Origin of the sequence: Legionella sp. MW5194, assembly GCF_016864235.1 — a bacterium.
Classification (GTDB): domain Bacteria; phylum Pseudomonadota; class Gammaproteobacteria; order Legionellales; family Legionellaceae; genus Legionella_C.
In genome coordinates this window covers 1,186,586-1,201,264 of record NZ_CP045732.1, presented here as the reverse complement: position 1 = coordinate 1,201,264, position 14,679 = coordinate 1,186,586, and the positions used below count along the sequence as shown (strand labels likewise).

Genomic DNA, 14,679 nt, shown 5'->3' with positions numbered 1-14,679 from the left:
ATTATTTCATCCGGGACTGGACGACTGCGATGTATTCTGTGTTATACCGTTTCTTCAGAATCGGATTCTTTTTCCTGCTGGATACGTAAATAAATTTCTTCACGATGGACAGAAACATCTTTAGGGGCATTGATACCAAGGCGAACCTGGTTTCCTTTTACACCAAGTACTGTGATGTTAACATCATCGCCAATGATCAAGGTTTCACCAATACGGCGAGTTAAAATTAGCATAGTTATAAATCTCCCTTCTATAGCAGCCCCCAATCTATTCCATAGATTGCGTCCATGGTGCACTTGGTGACTACAGTTTGTGTAAAAAACAATCAATCTCAACTGTTCTGATTGTAAGTTTACACAACCTATCTTAACAAATTATTAAGAAATTTTTTTATTTCGAAAAGTAAGGGGCGCTAGACTGAAGCAGCTGTCTATTCGCCCTGTGCAATCGAGTTGATGATCAGGCAGTCACTTGTCGCTGAGAGCGGAAGGTCGCAGCCTTATGCCTTATCAGCCCTCTCCTCTCCCGCACGAAACGACCATGCAATGCCAAAAAGCGGAAGGTAGGCGAGAATCAGGCTGGGTAAAAGCCCCAGAGAGCCCCGCTCAAGCATCACGGCAATAGGAAGCAGCCAGAACAGATTAATGAGAATCACGCCCACTGTCACCGGCCAATGTTTACCGTAATATTGCACGGCATGCTGATAGGCGTGGGTGCGATGCGCCTCCAGTAAATGAGCCCCACGTAAACCACGGCGGATGAGAGTTAAGGTCGCATCGGTAAAGAAAATGCCAGCCAGAATAAACCAGCACCAGAATAGCCGCTGCTGATGAACGGCCGCCTCAAGCGAAAAAACCCCCACAGCAAACCCCAGGAAACCACTACCGGCATCCCCCATAAAAATACGGGCCGGTGGAAAGTTCCAGATTAAAAACCCGCCAACTGCCGCGGCCAGCAGCAGTGGAGGAGCCGCAAGTTCTGTATTGCCCTGTAAAAAATACAACAGGCTGCCACCTGAACAGACACAAATGGTTTCGGCGGCGGCCAGACCGTCAATACCGTCCATGAAATTAAACAGGTTCAATCCCCAGACCAGGTAAAAAACGGCGAGAATTTGACCTATCCAAAGCCACGCTCGATGCGCGGAAAAAAAAGGAAGGTTTGCAAAATTATCCAATAGCAAAACAGCCCCAATTGCTAAGGCAAAATGACCGATTAAACGATACGCTGCGGGTAACTGGTATTTATCATCGAGAAAACCCAGCAAGGCCACCAGAAATCCAGGCCCCATGAAAATAAGGCCCATGGATGGTGAGACTCGCTGCTGAATCAGAAATAAACCCACGGCTGCAAGAAAACAAATCACAAAAGCAACACCACCGCCACGTGGCGTAGGGATTGTATGGGAACTGCGTGCATTGGGAATATCAAGAAGATTAGTGGTCAGGGCATAGCGCCGGACAAAACCGGTGAATACGCAGGAAAGGAAGAAGAGGAAGCCATACGATGCCATTGGAATCATTGCTTGTCCTGATTAAAAAATTTCATTTTCATTCCGTGTCAACAATGGTATTTTTATAAAAAAATAATTATAACAGCATGATGCAATTAACAAAATTAAATGCATGGATTAGTTTACAAAAGCAGGTGGAATCCATCGTTCAGACGCCGATACCTGTGTTAAAAAACGTAAATCCCAATCGCCATCAGGAATTAATCGTTTCCAATCGCCTCATTACTCTGGATTTAACCAATCAACGGATTAATCAACCCATTTTACAAGGCCTGATTCAATTAGCAGAAGAGCGAAAACTACGTGACCGTATTCAGCAATTGATGCAAGGCGGCCGGGTTAATCAGAGTGAAAACAAGCCTGCCCTGCACACAGCACTGCGGCAATTGCACCATGAGCCAATTATTGTCGATGGCCGTAATATCCTCATCGACATCGAGGAAGCCAGAGAACAATCGCGGCAGTATGCAGAAAAGATCCGTGGCGGCACATGGCTTGGCTTTAGCGGTAAACCGATTAAAGACATTGTCAATATCGGCATCGGCGGTTCGGATTTAGGCCCGCAATTCTGTATCGACGCATTAAAATCCTACACCGCGTCCCATCTGGGTTATCATTTCATTTCAGACGTGGATCCGCTGTCATTTGATTCCGTCGTTGCGGGGCTTGAGCCCGAAACCACGTTGTTCATCATTTCATCCAAATCCTTTACTACCCGCGAAACCCTGTACAATACCAACAAGGCCATCGCCTGGATTGGCGATCGCTCGCGCATGGACAGGCATTTTATCGCTGTAACCGCCAATATTCCCAAAACCAAGACCTTGGGCTTCAGCCACACCCTGCCTATCTGGAACTGGGTAGGCGGCCGCTATTCCCTTTGCTCTGCCATTAACTTAATCACCATGATTGCCATCGGTTATGAGCATTTTATGAATATTCTTGCTGGCGCCTTCAGCATGGATCAGCATTTTTTACAGACTGAATGGGCCAGCAACATGCCCGTTCTTCTCGCCTTGACCGGGATCTGGAACATTAACTTTTTAGACATTAATAATTTGCTGCTGCTGACTTATTCTCAACGCTTAGCCTACTTCCCCCATTACATCCAACAGCTGGACATGGAAAGCAACGGCAAATCCATCAATCAGGCCGGGGAGCGCGTCAATTACCACACCGGTCCGATTGTTTGGGGTGGATTGGGTAATCAGGCGCAACACAGCTATTTTCAATTGCTCTGCCAGGGAACACATCGGGTAGCCATTGATACACTGACGATAAAAGAAAATGAGGGCGAACTGATTAATCAAAGTTGCGACATGAAAGTGACGGTGCTAACCCAGGGTGTTAAATCAGAAACCAGCCCCCATGCCGCCATTCCAGGCAATGTGCCGCTCACCAGAATGACTCTGGATTCCTGCTCTCCTTTTGCCATTGGGGAGCTCATTGCGCTGTATGAGCATAAAATATACACACAGAGTGTGATCTGGGGGATTAACCCGTTCGATCAACCCGGGGTCGAGAGTGCAAAGCAGTATTGTTTTGCGGAATAACCAAGGGGCTGTTTTATTTCTTTAACAGGATCGACGCAAGATCATTGGCGATGGCTGTGGCATGTTTCTCAATTTCCGCTTGGGCACGCTGCCCAATGGTCGTTACCTCGGCCACTTCTTGCGAAGGAAAAAGAGTATGCCGTGCGATTTGAGTACCATGGATGATCAAACGGGTTGCAGACAGCGCCGTTGCTACGATGGGTTGAAGAAGTTCTTCTTTGGTTTGCATGGGAATTCCAGTGAACAAATGAAAATAATATTATCATAATGATGAATTATTGGTCAATATTATTGTCTTGAGTAAAACGGAGCGGCCAGGTGCGCCGCTGCTGTCCTCTGAGCCTTCCCGCCTTAGCTTATTATTCTTCTGGCCTTTGCGCTTATGGAAAAGGGGATGCTTCTTAGCGTTGAAGACAGCGGAAATGGATGGAATTAAAGTACAGAAGGAATTGGATCCCCCGACAGCGCGGGGGATGACAAGAAATCAACCCTGTCCTTTATGCAATAAATGGTTTAATTTCAGGGACATAACGCGCATGCTTGGCTACGCATTGCTTGATAGTACTCATGTTTTCCTTAGTCCAGTTCACGGTGCGTTGCAACCCTTCCGGCAACGAAACCTGGGCTTTAAAACCCAACTCGCGTTCTGATTTACTGGTATCGCCGTGGCGCTTGCCGGAACGATCCCAGTTTCGGGGCGGCAATTTATCCAGAGCCGCGGTATTGCCAGTGATTTCGTTGATCATGGTGGCCAGCTCGAGAATGGAGGTTTCCACACCGGAGGCAATATTGTAAACACCGCCTTCTTTGCCCTTCAGTGCACAGGCAATCAAGCCGTCGACAATGTCATCCACGTAAATAAAATCACGGGTCGCAATCCCGCCGTTGTCCAGAGGCAACGCCTGGTTGTGCAGGGCTTTAAAAATGAAGGTGGGCGTGACATTACGCCAGATGGTATTGGCATTTCCCCGCCATTGACCCGCGCCTAAAATTTCGCCCGGTCCATACACATTCTGGAAACGTGCTTTGACAAAAGGCATGTTGTAGCGCATGAAATAATAGTTGCCGTAAAACTCGCCAAATATTTTTGACATTTGGTAAGGGCTGTCAAGGTACAGGGACACGTCTTCCTGTTCAACCGTGGCTTCCGCATAATCAAAGGTTTTCTTGGCCACAACACAGCCAGCAGAGGAATAGACTACTTTTTTAAGCGACTTGAATTTACTGATGCGATCAAACAGCTTTAATGTGGTCAGCGTATTGTTTTCATGATCTTTTAATGGATCTTCGATGGAGCTCTGGTTGCCATGATAGGTGGCTAAATGAAAAACATAGTCTAAATCGTTCGGCAGTCGATAAAGCACTGCATCCTCGGTAATGGACGCGTGAATAAAGTCCAGATTGGGGTGCGTGGCGACTCTCGAAATATCAGCCGATAACAAATTATCAACCACAATGACGTTGGCTGCATCCAAAGCAAGCAGTTTATTGGTTAAATTACTGCCTACGAAGCCGGCCCCGCCGACAACGAGTATTTTTTTTCCTGAAAAACTGGTCATGATTCATCCTCAATGATTCTTTGCAAAAAAAGAGCAGGCTAAAGCCTGCTCTTTCATACCTGTAACCATTTATGCTGGTTCTGTTTCTTCTGAACGAAGATGGGTAAAGGTTTGCTCGATACCGTATTCTTTATAATAATCAATCGCCGCTTTAACGCCATTGACCAACGGTGTGGAGGTTTTCCAGGAGAAATCCTTGTTGGTTCTGGATGGGTCAAGCAGAATGGTGAAGGCATCGTCGGGATGACGGGGACGCACTTCCACTTCATTATCCAGCTTAATATTCAAAGCCGCCAGGGTGGCGTCAAACAGCTCTTTAATGGAGTAGTCGCTGCCGGAAGAAATGTGGTAATAACCCTGGCCCTGACCATCGACAGCACGCTCTACGCAATCCACCAGGTCTTTGATGAATACAAAGTCACGGCGGGTATCCATTACAAAGCAGGCCTTGCCGGAAGTCAGACGATGATAAAACGTCGGCAGCGGACCGCTGATGTTTCTGGGGCCGTAAGCATTGGCCAGACGGAAAGAAACAAAGCTTAAACCGGACAGTTCGACATAATGTTCAGCGGCGGTCTTGCTGATGGCATAACTGCTGCCACGGGCATCGAAATGATGATCGAGTGAAACGGGTTGTTCTTTGGGGTTTAAGCCATAGCAAAGTGCAGTCTGGAAATAAACAATGCGCTTGCAGCCGGCTTTTTTAGCCGCATTCAACACATTAATGGTACCTAAAACGTTGGTTTTGCAGTCTTCAACCCAGTTGTCCGGATCTTTGTAAGAAGCCGCAGCGTGGACAACAACATCCGGCTTAAATTCGGTAAAAATTCGATCCATTGCCGCCGTGTCAGCAATGGTTTGCTCAACCATCTGCAGATTACGGTGAGGTTTTAAATTGTCGCGGCGACCGGTGGAAAAGTTATCGATAACCAGCACTTCGTCGTTTCTGGCTAATAATCTGTCCGCCAAATGTGATCCGACAAAACCGGATCCTCCTGTAATTAAAACTCTCATTCACTTTTCTCCTATGGTTGCGTATTCATTATTGTGATTCAGCATGGCGCGGTAAGTATGGGCTTGATCATGGAAGACCTGATGCCACATCTCGTAACATAAAAAGCCCCACACTTTACGGCTGAATTTGCCTGAATCATCAATGGTATTAATAATCCGCTGGTAATCAATGAAACTGTCTTTCCTTGACAAGCCGGTGTGCAGTATGTCGAAAACGAACTCTTTCAAATCACCGCGAATCCACTCATTTAATGGAACTGGAAAGCCCATTTTGTCTTTACGGTTTAAGATTTGCTTGGGCAAAATACTGGCAAAAGTCTGCTTTAGCATGTGCTTCATGCGACCATCGGCAAATTTCACGTTAGCCGGAACAGTCGCTGCAAATTCAATCAACGGATAGTACAGGAAAGGCACACGCGCCTCCAGCCCATGAGCCATACTTACCCGGTCCTCGACATGAAGCAGGCTTGGCAGCAGGCATTTAAAATCAAAATGCGTCATGCTGTCGAAATAGGATTCTGCCTTTTCGAATTTAGCCGCGTTGAACACCTCAATGAATTCATTGTACACGTGTTCTTTTTCTGCCGCAGTCAAGGTCACTTCCCCATCCAGGTCCATGCCGCGATCCACCAGTGTAAAGTAACGCTTTTCAAGAGGCTCAAACAGACCATGGCTCCAGAATCGTTTAAGCAGGGGCTTATAGGCATTTAACACTTCAAGGTTGGGAATAATGGATTCCGCCGTCACCACGAAATTGCCTTTTTTGTAGTTGCCCTCAATGGCCGCCTTCATGCATTGCTCAAAATAGGCAATGACATAACGGGCATAGCCGCCAAAAATCTCATCACCACCCTGGCCGCCAAGCACGACTTTAACCTGCCTGGACGCCATTTCCGACACCATGTACTGTGGGAACACCCCGGGGCCTGCGACGGGAAAATCAAGGTGGTAAATGATTTTACGGAATGTATCGGCAAAATCCTGAGACGTGATGTCGCGAACCTGCAATTTGGTGCCACAAAGTTGCGCCGCGTATTGCGCGTACTCGCTTTCATCATAAGCCTTGTCTTCGAGAAAACGGCCATGGAAGAAAGGCAGCGCTTCCCCTTTCTGCTGAGTAGCCAGGATACCAATCAGGCTTGAATCGACCCCGCCGCTGACATAAGCGCCGATGTTGACATCCGCGCGGGTATGCAGTTTGACTGATTCATGCAGAATCTCTTCCAGTTTGTTGTAAAAGTACTTGGGGGTGTGATCGTAATCAATGTGGTAATGCACATCCCAGAAACGCCATACTTTCTTCCCTTCGGCACTGATCAGCATGGCGTGCGCAGGTTCTAACTGATGAACGCCTTTAAACAGGGTACGGTTACCCATCGGGTATTGGAAAGTAATGTATTCGGCGAAAGACTGACGCTCGGTTTTAATCGACGGCAGGAAAGGCAATAATGCCTTGCTTTCGGACGCAAAGTAAAACGTGTCGTCCTGTTCGGTGTAATAAAAGGGTTTAATGCCGAAATGATCGCGGGCGCAGAATAATTTTTGACCATCCCAAATGGCAAAAGCAAACATGCCTTTAAACTGTTTGACGCAGTCAACGCCCCACACCTTGTAGGCCGCCAGAATCACTTCCGTGTCGGAACGGGTGGTGAATGTCCAGTGGGCGGCGAGAACCTGCCGCAATTCGACGTGATTGTAAATCTCACCGTTGTAAACAATGACTTCACCGGTGGGAGCCAACATGGGCTGATGAGCATGCTGAGACAGATCGATGATACTCAGGCGGCGGTGCGCCAAACCCATTGTTTTGTTCTTATTCGTCCAAATCCCTTCATCATCCGGCCCGCGATGGGCAATCAGCTTGTTCATCACCTGAAGTTTTTTCTCAAGCTGTTCTACAGCAGCGGCCTTAAGATTAAAAATTCCCGCTATACCACACATAGGTACCTATTCCTTTATTTATTTTTTTACAATCTGATACATCGCTGTTAAATACTTGGGCAGGCATCAGTGGCTTAGCATAATAGCAATCTCATTCTGATTGGTCAAACCATGTGACTTTATATTGTAATTAGTATTCATTAAATACGAGTTCAGATGAGCCATGAATTTTAATACCCCATATTCTATAGGGGATTTGGCTAGTTGGGCTTCTTCATCCGGAACCAATTCAATACTTTGAATTACGATATAGCATAACTTGTCGTCTCCTTTTATCGCCAAATCACTATTAGGCAGCAACTTTATTAATGTTTTTCCTACCTGTATAGGATAAACACCAGAAGACGTTTTAAGTACAGAATGCATACACTGCCCTCCAATTCCCGCTACATTAATCACCGCATACATGATGCGTGTTACTTTATCAAGTTTAATTCGTAGAGGAGGATGCTCAGGATCATTAATACCGATGTATCTAAATAGACCATCAAAATTAGCTTGGTTATTGTCTACTGGTACAATTAATAGCCCTCCTTTATTCCTTACAATTTGCAAACTCTTACCCCGTAAATAACTTAAGGGGTCAATAGTACTGTTTGGATATTTAAAATGCAGATACCATGGATTGAGGTTTGTTAATACATGTGCTTTTCGCTTAATTATCTCTTCAATAGATAAGATGCTGGACAAATTGTTGCTTTCCTTTAACCATATACTGCCATTAGTAACATCAAAATAGCGCCACTTATTTGCAATTTTTACCTCTACCGCTGCATGGCTAAATTTCTTGCCGTTATTGCTTGCATAGTAAAAATCAATTGAACGTGATGGAATTTTAAGCAATTTCATTATTGCTAAAAACATTTCTTGATGATTACCACAAATACCATAGCCTCTTTTAAGCATCAATGAGGGCTTGACTATTGATAACCTTTGATTTGAATTTTTTTTAGCCAGATAGGCATAACGGCCAGGACTAGCCATATTTTGTACGAGATTCATAACCTCTAGCGCCCTGTAAATATTCAAATCATCTTTTGATAGTGTGTTAGCCATTGAGTAATTGATACCCTGTACAGAATGTTCGGCCATACAGGCACTGTATTTAAAAATGTCTTTATACTCACAGTACTGATTGACATCAAATACTCCAACCGAAGCTGAATGCACCACAATTATTAACATTCCTAAAAGAAGGGTCACTTTTATACAAAGAGTCAACGCGTTCATAACATAATTACCTAGGAACCAGTTACATATGCAATATCAAAATAATCTATTCCAATAAAAGAAGGAAGTGTTGTGTAGCTTAAAAAAGCATCAATAATTCAGGAGATTTATCTGCCTGGAATGACGGCCCCTCATGCTGCATAAAGCTTGGTGTATACACCCTGACAACTTTTATTTGGCCTACCAGGCGAGCATACAAAAGCCAGAGAGTGGCCGTAGCGTTGTCAAAATATTAAGCATGATTCCATTACATTACATGATCCACTGAATACTCAACTTGCTATTTTTGGCAATTTCAACAACCTTGCTCCTGGTAAAGGGGAAGTGATGACGGCTCAAAGTGAATACTGCAGAGCTGTCACACCTAAATTAGATCGTCCGGAACAAGGGCAACTACACAGATTAACCTAAAGATACTAATTTTGCTTTCGGGGTAGATGGAATACTTATCTCTAGCAAATATAAAACTTGGTTGCATTTCAAAATGCATTGAAGTATAAAGTTGTCACACAATTATTAACATGGTCTGCTTCAATCATGTTGTACCTTAGGTTGATAGGCTTAGTATTGAATTATTTTGAATTCGAGTAAAAGGATACTAAATATGCTGTTATGCCCTGATTGCTATGAATGCTTACCAGCAGAAGGCGAAAATTGCGATAAATGTTCTTGGAAATTTGCGAAGATAAATAATATATCACAAATGCTAAGCTCAAAAGACCGATCAAGTCCACTATTTACCAGTTACATAGAGAATTATGAAAAACTTGCAAATGATGATTTGAGCACGTCTCTAATTGAAGATCGCTATATTGAAATTCAAGCAGACAAAATCTTCAACCTATGTCCGGCCTTGGAGGGGAAAGACTATTGTGACATCGGTAGTGGTCGAGGATTCTTACTAAAAAAAGTTGCTTCAAGTAATCCAAACTCTATAACAGCAGTCGATGTATCTCTACCGTACCTTCACAATTTATCGAATAGCAATTATTCGTTATATCAGGCAAATGCAGAAAATTTGCCTTTCAAAGAAAGATTTGATGTTATTACATGTACCGATATTATGGAGCACGTGATAAATTTGGGAGGTTTTTTACACTCACTACAAAAATCACTAAAACCCCAGGGAACAGTGATTATTCGAGTACCCTATAAAGAAAATCTAATCCATTATGCTGCGCAAAATGGGTGCAAATATGAATTTGCTCACCTTAGAGATTTTGATAAAAAGAATATTAAACGTCTACTTCGTTTTTGCCAACTTAAGATTCAAAAATTTGAAGTCAGTTCGTTTTCTTTACAAACACCTCAATATTGGTGGTTAAAAAATCAAAAGCGTATGGACAACTTTATGAAGTTTCAGCGCCATATGCGAAAAAAATTAACTAATGACTCTGACATTAATTTATACAACTCTAAATTATTAAGATTATTCCTTAGACCTCTTGAATTGACTGTTGTTGCACAAAAAATAGAATAAACTCTGTTTGTTACTCATGGAGGATAAGTATGCAAGTGCTATGACAACTCAAGCGTAATAATTTCTGATACTAAGAATTATGTTTTGTTTAAGGTTATGTATGAATATATATTTTTTTGGAGATTCCATTTGCTTTGGGCAGTTTGTTTCTCCAACAAACATTTGGATCAATTTGCTAACTAGCAAATTAGAGGAACAGTTTAATAACGTTATTGTTCAAAACCCATCCGTGAATGGTCGAACAACACGACAAGCATTGGAGGATATGAGTTTTCAAATTCAATCCAATCCTGTCGATATCCTCTATATACAGTTTGGCATGAATGACTGTAATCATTGGGTAACAGATAACGGTTGTCCGAGAGTTAGTATAGCAGCGTTTAAAGCTAATCTATTGGAGATAATTGATAGAGCAATTCAATCAGAGATCAAAAGCATTTTGCTCGGCACTAATCATCCTACCCCTAAAACAGCAAAATACAAAAATTTAAGTTTTAGTTACCAAACTAAAAATGAAGAATACAATGAAATTATTCGTGATGTAGCAAGGGAAAAGAATATTATTCTCGTTGATCATGAAATTTTTTGGCGAACCTATTTTACTGATCTAAATCATGACTTTTCGAAACTAATTTTACCCGATGGTATCCATTTAAGCATCCAAGGTCATGTTGCCTACTTTAATCATATTTTACCTATTTTTACTCAAGAACTAATTAAATTTACTCAAACATAATTGCGAATAAATCACTAGAGAACATCTCTTAGAAGAGATCAATTAGTTTTAAGTTAATACTAATTACGAATCAATAAGGAGAACATAATGTATAAACTAACACGGATATGTTTTGGGATGCTCGTGCAATCAACGAAAGGAATTTGAAAGCCGTTAATATAGCCGATATTGCACAACGCAGTTTGGAAACAGATTTCCTGTTAAAGAATTTATCAAAAAATGATTCCATACTAGAAGTCGGGTGTGGTAATGGATTCCTGACTAGTACCTTACGCCAACATGTCGCTCATATTGATGCCTTTGATTATTCAGAAAACATGATTAATAGTGCGATACAAAATTTTGGTGAGAGTAATAATCATTTCTTTCATGATAATTTGCTTCAACCTACAAAATTGAGTAAACAATACGACGCTATTGTTTGTGTACGGGTTTTAATTAATCTATCAAATTTGCAAGAACAGATTCAGGCTTTGGATAATTTAAAGAAGCACATAAAACCAGGTGGAAAAATACTGCTGGTTGAGGGCTACATAGATGGGTTTAATGAAATTAATGCTTTGCGTAAAGCCGTCTCCTTACCAGAATTAAAACCTGCTGCAATTAATTTTTACTCACACTTTAATGAAATACAAAATCACCTTGCCCATGATTATGAAATTGCTGATCAGTTTCATACAGGCTGTTTTGATTTTCTTACAAGGATTGTTTACCCATCTTTAGTCGGTCATGAAAATGCCCAAGGCTATTCTGATTTTCATGACAAAGTACTGACAGTAGCTAAGCATTATAATCCGAATGATTTACTTGGTTTGGCAAGAGTTAGAGGTCTGTGCTTAGTTAAAAGATAGGAACCGAGTATATGGCCGCATACATTGATAAAAAACTTGAGGTGCTGTTGTTCTGTGATTATAAAGGAGCAACAGCCTCCACAATAGGCGATCATATTTTTGCTTTTGAGAAATTTTCCAAACATAATGTTCATATATTAAATATGCTTGGGGATTTTCCTGATGAGCTTGACCTGAATAAGTTTCATGTTATTGTCATCCATTATTCAATATGTGTTGCATTTGATCATTTTATTTCACCATCTACTCGTAATCGTATTAGAGACTTCCCTGGTCTTAAGGTTGTGTATATCCAAGATGATTATCGCTGGATATACACAACCCTTTCTGCATTGGACTACATGAGGGTAGATGCTATTTTCGGCCTGGCAAATCAGCAAATTGTTGATCAGGTTTATATACCAAGTCGAATCCCCACAGTTAAGCGTAGAGAAACTGTCCTTGCCGGGTATGTAACTGACAAACTAATTGGTTTGCCCAAAAAGCCATATAGACTTCGTACTATCGATGTAGGTTACCGCGCAAGAAAATTATCACCTTGGATTGGTGTCCACGGACAACAAAAATGGCAAATAGCCGATCTATTTTTAAAGGATGCTCGAAACTATAACTTGGTTTGCGATATCTCTTATAAGGAACACGATAGGATTTACGGTGACCATTGGTTCGATTTTTTATCGAACTGTAAAGCTGTATTAGGTACTGAAAGCGGAGCAAGCCTATGTGATTTCACAGGCGAGATACAGAAAAATGTAGAAGCACATTTGGATTCCTATCCTGACACATCTTTTGAAGAAATCAGAGATCTTTATTTCAAAAATGAAGATTGCAAAATCATGATGAATGTCATTTCTCCTCGTTGTTTTGAAGCAGCTGCCTTGGGTACATTGATGATTCTATATGAGGGAGAGTATTCAGGAGTATTAAAACCCTACCGCCATTATGTGCCCCTTGCTAAGGATCACAGTAATATGGAGGAGATTGTAGGCTATATTCAGGATGAAAAGCGAGCGAAGGATATTATAGAATGTGCATACAATGAAGTAATACTTAATCAGAATATAATTATACAAATATGGTTAAACTATTTGATAATTTGGTTGATGAAGAAATTCGGTCTAAAGTTGTAGTTGTTGAACACGCCTATACTCCTCTGAGTTTGAGAAAATAACTGAATTTCATCTTTTGAAATCTAAATTAACTCCATTTATTATATCTGTTATGGATAAACATTTAGCCCTTTCAACTGCCCAGATTAGATCACAAAATCACGTAAAGGTTTTAAGTATTTGGCGTCATATCATAAAACATCTGCTTAATCCATTGTACAAAGGTTATCTATTTATCAATAAAAATATTATTCTCTCTAAGATAAGGAATTTTTAACACAAAGAGTTCGTATTTTTAATCCAATATTAAGAAAAATAAGACATTATCTTTTGATAATAGTCAATGGTTAAAGTGGAGAAGTATTGCTCCACTTTTTAAACATAATTATTTAAGTCGAGGAGATAAATAAGTAATGTAACGCTTGATGCCGTTATGAAGAGTTTTAAGCTTTCTTTGATAGAGATTTTTCGATCGAAGCTTGAATCTTGTTCACTAATGAACAACGCTTCAATTAAAACCATTCTAATGTTATTTAAGAGTTTATATTTTTTTGGTTGACTGCATTTTAGTAGTTATATCCGCAGCACAAGAATTAAAACTTAAGTTCTTTAGATAGGTCAAAATCTTTCGGCCAACCAAATTACCTAACTGACTAGCATGATATAAATCAGACTGGATTAAGTCATTAAATACATTATCAGCAAGGTTTTGCAAATAATCATAGTCCTTAACAATTCAACAATCTCATCAATATTTGAAAAATCCTTTTTTAAAAGTATATAGTGTTCTCCAGGTTTACATATACCATTATAGTGACCAGGGAACATAATCATTGGAGTTTTGGTTGCTGCAGCCTCAAATACTCGGGGTGAGATGGCATTATAAACAATAACACCATCATAGCTTTTTAGAACATGCTCATAAACAGTATCAAAACCAGCATTTTTGTTTTTTGTTAAGAAGCGTTCGGTTTCCTTCTTTACTTGGCCATCAAAGTCCCAAATACTAGCACCACTTTCAGTAGCTAGCACAGCTTTAGAGTTTTTCAGCAAATTTAGCCAATTTTCACCATACAAACGATGTGATTCTTCAAGACTAATATCAAGCGAAAGTCCTTTGCTTTCAACTCGTCGCTGGAATTGTTCAGCTATAAGTTCTTTCTCATAAGCTAAGCTTCCTAACCAATAATCACAACGTCTTCCTCGATAAGATACATCAATAACGCGATCTTTAATTTGAGGTGAAGAAACTTTTTTCATCTCATCATTAACATATCCAGTCAAAACAGTTACTTTTTCTAACTCCCTTAATCTAGGATCAGGATAAGCACGTGATAGAGTATTTTTATTAACTAACGTAAATAAGGTGGTAACCTTAATTCATAAAGATAATCCTGCACCTTATTCACATTTTGGTATTCATCCTGAAGAAATATAAACTTGTAGCCATTGAATTGGGAAACTTTTCTTTTAAATGATCTGATAAATAATAGTTATTGTAGGGTTTAATAGAGTATGTGTCTATAGCATCAAATAATGATAGATTTAATTTATCTAGCACTTTATTGATTAAAGGATTTTCAATATGCCATTCGATGTCTTTACAAGAAGTTACTGCATGAATATGATCGCGAACCGCACCAGCATTATGCGTGGTATCAGCTAAAAATAATACATTAGGTTTATTCATAAA

The 14,679-nt window shown here is 41.0% G+C and carries 14 protein-coding genes; 5 read left to right on the top strand and 9 right to left on the bottom strand.

Going from position 1 to position 14,679, the window contains the following annotated elements:
* Positions 1 to 41: 41 nt before the first annotated feature.
* Positions 42 to 233 carry a carbon storage regulator CsrA gene (gene csrA / locus GH742_RS05680; RefSeq protein ID WP_108293583.1) on the bottom strand — a complete coding sequence of 64 codons (192 nt, stop codon included), beginning with the start codon at positions 231 to 233 and terminating at the stop codon, positions 42 to 44.
* 266 nt (positions 234 to 499) lie between these two features.
* On the bottom strand, positions 500 to 1,522 hold the full coding sequence (locus GH742_RS05675; RefSeq protein WP_239005291.1) for a glycosyltransferase family 4 protein: 1,023 nt from the start codon (positions 1,520 to 1,522) through the stop codon (positions 500 to 502).
* A gap of 77 nt (positions 1,523 to 1,599) precedes the next feature.
* Here GH742_RS05675 and pgi point away from each other — a divergent pair, with 77 nt between their 5' ends.
* Positions 1,600 to 3,066: a glucose-6-phosphate isomerase gene (gene pgi, locus GH742_RS05670; RefSeq protein WP_203456480.1), complete on the top strand. Its 1,467-nt coding sequence runs from the start codon at positions 1,600 to 1,602 to the stop codon at positions 3,064 to 3,066.
* Between the two features lie 13 nt (positions 3,067 to 3,079).
* Here the strand turns inward: pgi and GH742_RS05665 are convergent, their stop codons facing one another.
* The 5 genes from GH742_RS05665 to GH742_RS05645 all read right to left on the bottom strand — a co-directional run bounded on the left by GH742_RS05665 (position 3,080) and on the right by GH742_RS05645 (position 8,810).
* A complete protein-coding gene (locus GH742_RS05665) occupies positions 3,080 to 3,295 on the bottom strand; it encodes a hypothetical protein (protein ID WP_203456479.1) in 216 nt (71 codons plus the stop codon).
* 268 nt (positions 3,296 to 3,563) lie between these two features.
* Positions 3,564 to 4,625, bottom strand: coding sequence for an NAD-dependent epimerase/dehydratase family protein (locus GH742_RS05660; protein ID WP_203456478.1), 1,062 nt, complete (start codon positions 4,623 to 4,625; stop codon positions 3,564 to 3,566).
* Between the two features lie 69 nt (positions 4,626 to 4,694).
* Complete coding sequence (locus tag GH742_RS05655; RefSeq protein WP_203456477.1) at positions 4,695 to 5,639, bottom strand: NAD-dependent epimerase/dehydratase family protein; 945 nt, start codon at positions 5,637 to 5,639, stop codon at positions 4,695 to 4,697.
* Positions 5,640 to 7,580, bottom strand: a complete 1,941-nt coding sequence (asnB, locus tag GH742_RS05650; protein WP_203456476.1) for an asparagine synthase (glutamine-hydrolyzing) — start codon at positions 7,578 to 7,580, stop codon at positions 5,640 to 5,642.
* A gap of 66 nt (positions 7,581 to 7,646) precedes the next feature.
* Positions 7,647 to 8,810: a transglutaminase domain-containing protein gene (locus GH742_RS05645; protein ID WP_203456475.1), complete on the bottom strand. Its 1,164-nt coding sequence runs from the start codon at positions 8,808 to 8,810 to the stop codon at positions 7,647 to 7,649.
* Between the two features lie 604 nt (positions 8,811 to 9,414).
* Between GH742_RS05645 and GH742_RS05640 the strand changes: the two genes are divergently transcribed.
* The 4 genes from GH742_RS05640 to GH742_RS05625 all read left to right on the top strand — a co-directional run bounded on the left by GH742_RS05640 (position 9,415) and on the right by GH742_RS05625 (position 13,007).
* Positions 9,415 to 10,290, top strand: coding sequence for a bifunctional 2-polyprenyl-6-hydroxyphenol methylase/3-demethylubiquinol 3-O-methyltransferase UbiG (locus tag GH742_RS05640; protein WP_203456474.1), 876 nt, complete (start codon positions 9,415 to 9,417; stop codon positions 10,288 to 10,290).
* Positions 10,291 to 10,390: 100 nt separating this feature from the next.
* The gene (locus GH742_RS05635; RefSeq protein ID WP_203456473.1) at positions 10,391 to 11,026 is read left to right on the top strand and encodes an SGNH/GDSL hydrolase family protein; all 636 of its coding nucleotides are present in this window, start codon (positions 10,391 to 10,393) and stop codon (positions 11,024 to 11,026) included.
* Positions 11,027 to 11,133: 107 nt separating this feature from the next.
* Positions 11,134 to 11,877 carry a bifunctional 2-polyprenyl-6-hydroxyphenol methylase/3-demethylubiquinol 3-O-methyltransferase UbiG gene (locus GH742_RS05630; protein WP_203456472.1) on the top strand — a complete coding sequence of 248 codons (744 nt, stop codon included), beginning with the start codon at positions 11,134 to 11,136 and terminating at the stop codon, positions 11,875 to 11,877.
* 11 nt (positions 11,878 to 11,888) lie between these two features.
* Positions 11,889 to 13,007, top strand: coding sequence for a glycosyltransferase (locus GH742_RS05625; protein WP_203456471.1), 1,119 nt, complete (start codon positions 11,889 to 11,891; stop codon positions 13,005 to 13,007).
* Positions 13,008 to 13,664: 657 nt separating this feature from the next.
* On the opposite strand, the gene GH742_RS05620 is transcribed toward GH742_RS05625, so the two are convergent.
* Positions 13,665 to 14,246 carry a hypothetical protein gene (locus GH742_RS05620; RefSeq protein WP_203456470.1) on the bottom strand — a complete coding sequence of 194 codons (582 nt, stop codon included), beginning with the start codon at positions 14,244 to 14,246 and terminating at the stop codon, positions 13,665 to 13,667.
* 145 nt (positions 14,247 to 14,391) lie between these two features.
* Positions 14,392 to 14,676, bottom strand: a complete 285-nt coding sequence (locus GH742_RS05615) for a hypothetical protein (RefSeq protein WP_203456469.1) — start codon at positions 14,674 to 14,676, stop codon at positions 14,392 to 14,394.
* Between the last annotated feature and the right edge of the window lie 3 nt (positions 14,677 to 14,679).

Excerpts from the sequence above, each read along its gene's own strand:
- csrA (WP_108293583.1), bottom strand. The coding sequence starts at position 233 with ATGCTAATTTTAACTCGCCGTATTGGTGAAACCTTGATCATTGGCGAT.
- GH742_RS05675 (WP_239005291.1), bottom strand. The coding sequence starts at position 1,522 with ATGATTCCAATGGCATCGTATGGCTTCCTCTTCTTCCTTTCCTGCGTA.
- pgi (WP_203456480.1), top strand. The coding sequence starts at position 1,600 with ATGATGCAATTAACAAAATTAAATGCATGGATTAGTTTACAAAAGCAG.
- GH742_RS05665 (WP_203456479.1), bottom strand. The coding sequence starts at position 3,295 with ATGCAAACCAAAGAAGAACTTCTTCAACCCATCGTAGCAACGGCGCTG.
- GH742_RS05660 (WP_203456478.1), bottom strand. The coding sequence starts at position 4,625 with ATGACCAGTTTTTCAGGAAAAAAAATACTCGTTGTCGGCGGGGCCGGC.
- GH742_RS05655 (WP_203456477.1), bottom strand. The coding sequence starts at position 5,639 with ATGAGAGTTTTAATTACAGGAGGATCCGGTTTTGTCGGATCACATTTG.
- asnB (WP_203456476.1), bottom strand. The coding sequence starts at position 7,580 with ATGTGTGGTATAGCGGGAATTTTTAATCTTAAGGCCGCTGCTGTAGAA.
- GH742_RS05645 (WP_203456475.1), bottom strand. The coding sequence starts at position 8,810 with ATGAACGCGTTGACTCTTTGTATAAAAGTGACCCTTCTTTTAGGAATG.
- GH742_RS05640 (WP_203456474.1), top strand. The coding sequence starts at position 9,415 with ATGCTGTTATGCCCTGATTGCTATGAATGCTTACCAGCAGAAGGCGAA.
- GH742_RS05635 (WP_203456473.1), top strand. The coding sequence starts at position 10,391 with ATGAATATATATTTTTTTGGAGATTCCATTTGCTTTGGGCAGTTTGTT.
- GH742_RS05630 (WP_203456472.1), top strand. The coding sequence starts at position 11,134 with ATGTTTTGGGATGCTCGTGCAATCAACGAAAGGAATTTGAAAGCCGTT.
- GH742_RS05625 (WP_203456471.1), top strand. The coding sequence starts at position 11,889 with ATGGCCGCATACATTGATAAAAAACTTGAGGTGCTGTTGTTCTGTGAT.
- GH742_RS05620 (WP_203456470.1), bottom strand. The coding sequence starts at position 14,246 with ATGAAAAAAGTTTCTTCACCTCAAATTAAAGATCGCGTTATTGATGTA.
- GH742_RS05615 (WP_203456469.1), bottom strand. The coding sequence starts at position 14,676 with ATGAATAAACCTAATGTATTATTTTTAGCTGATACCACGCATAATGCT.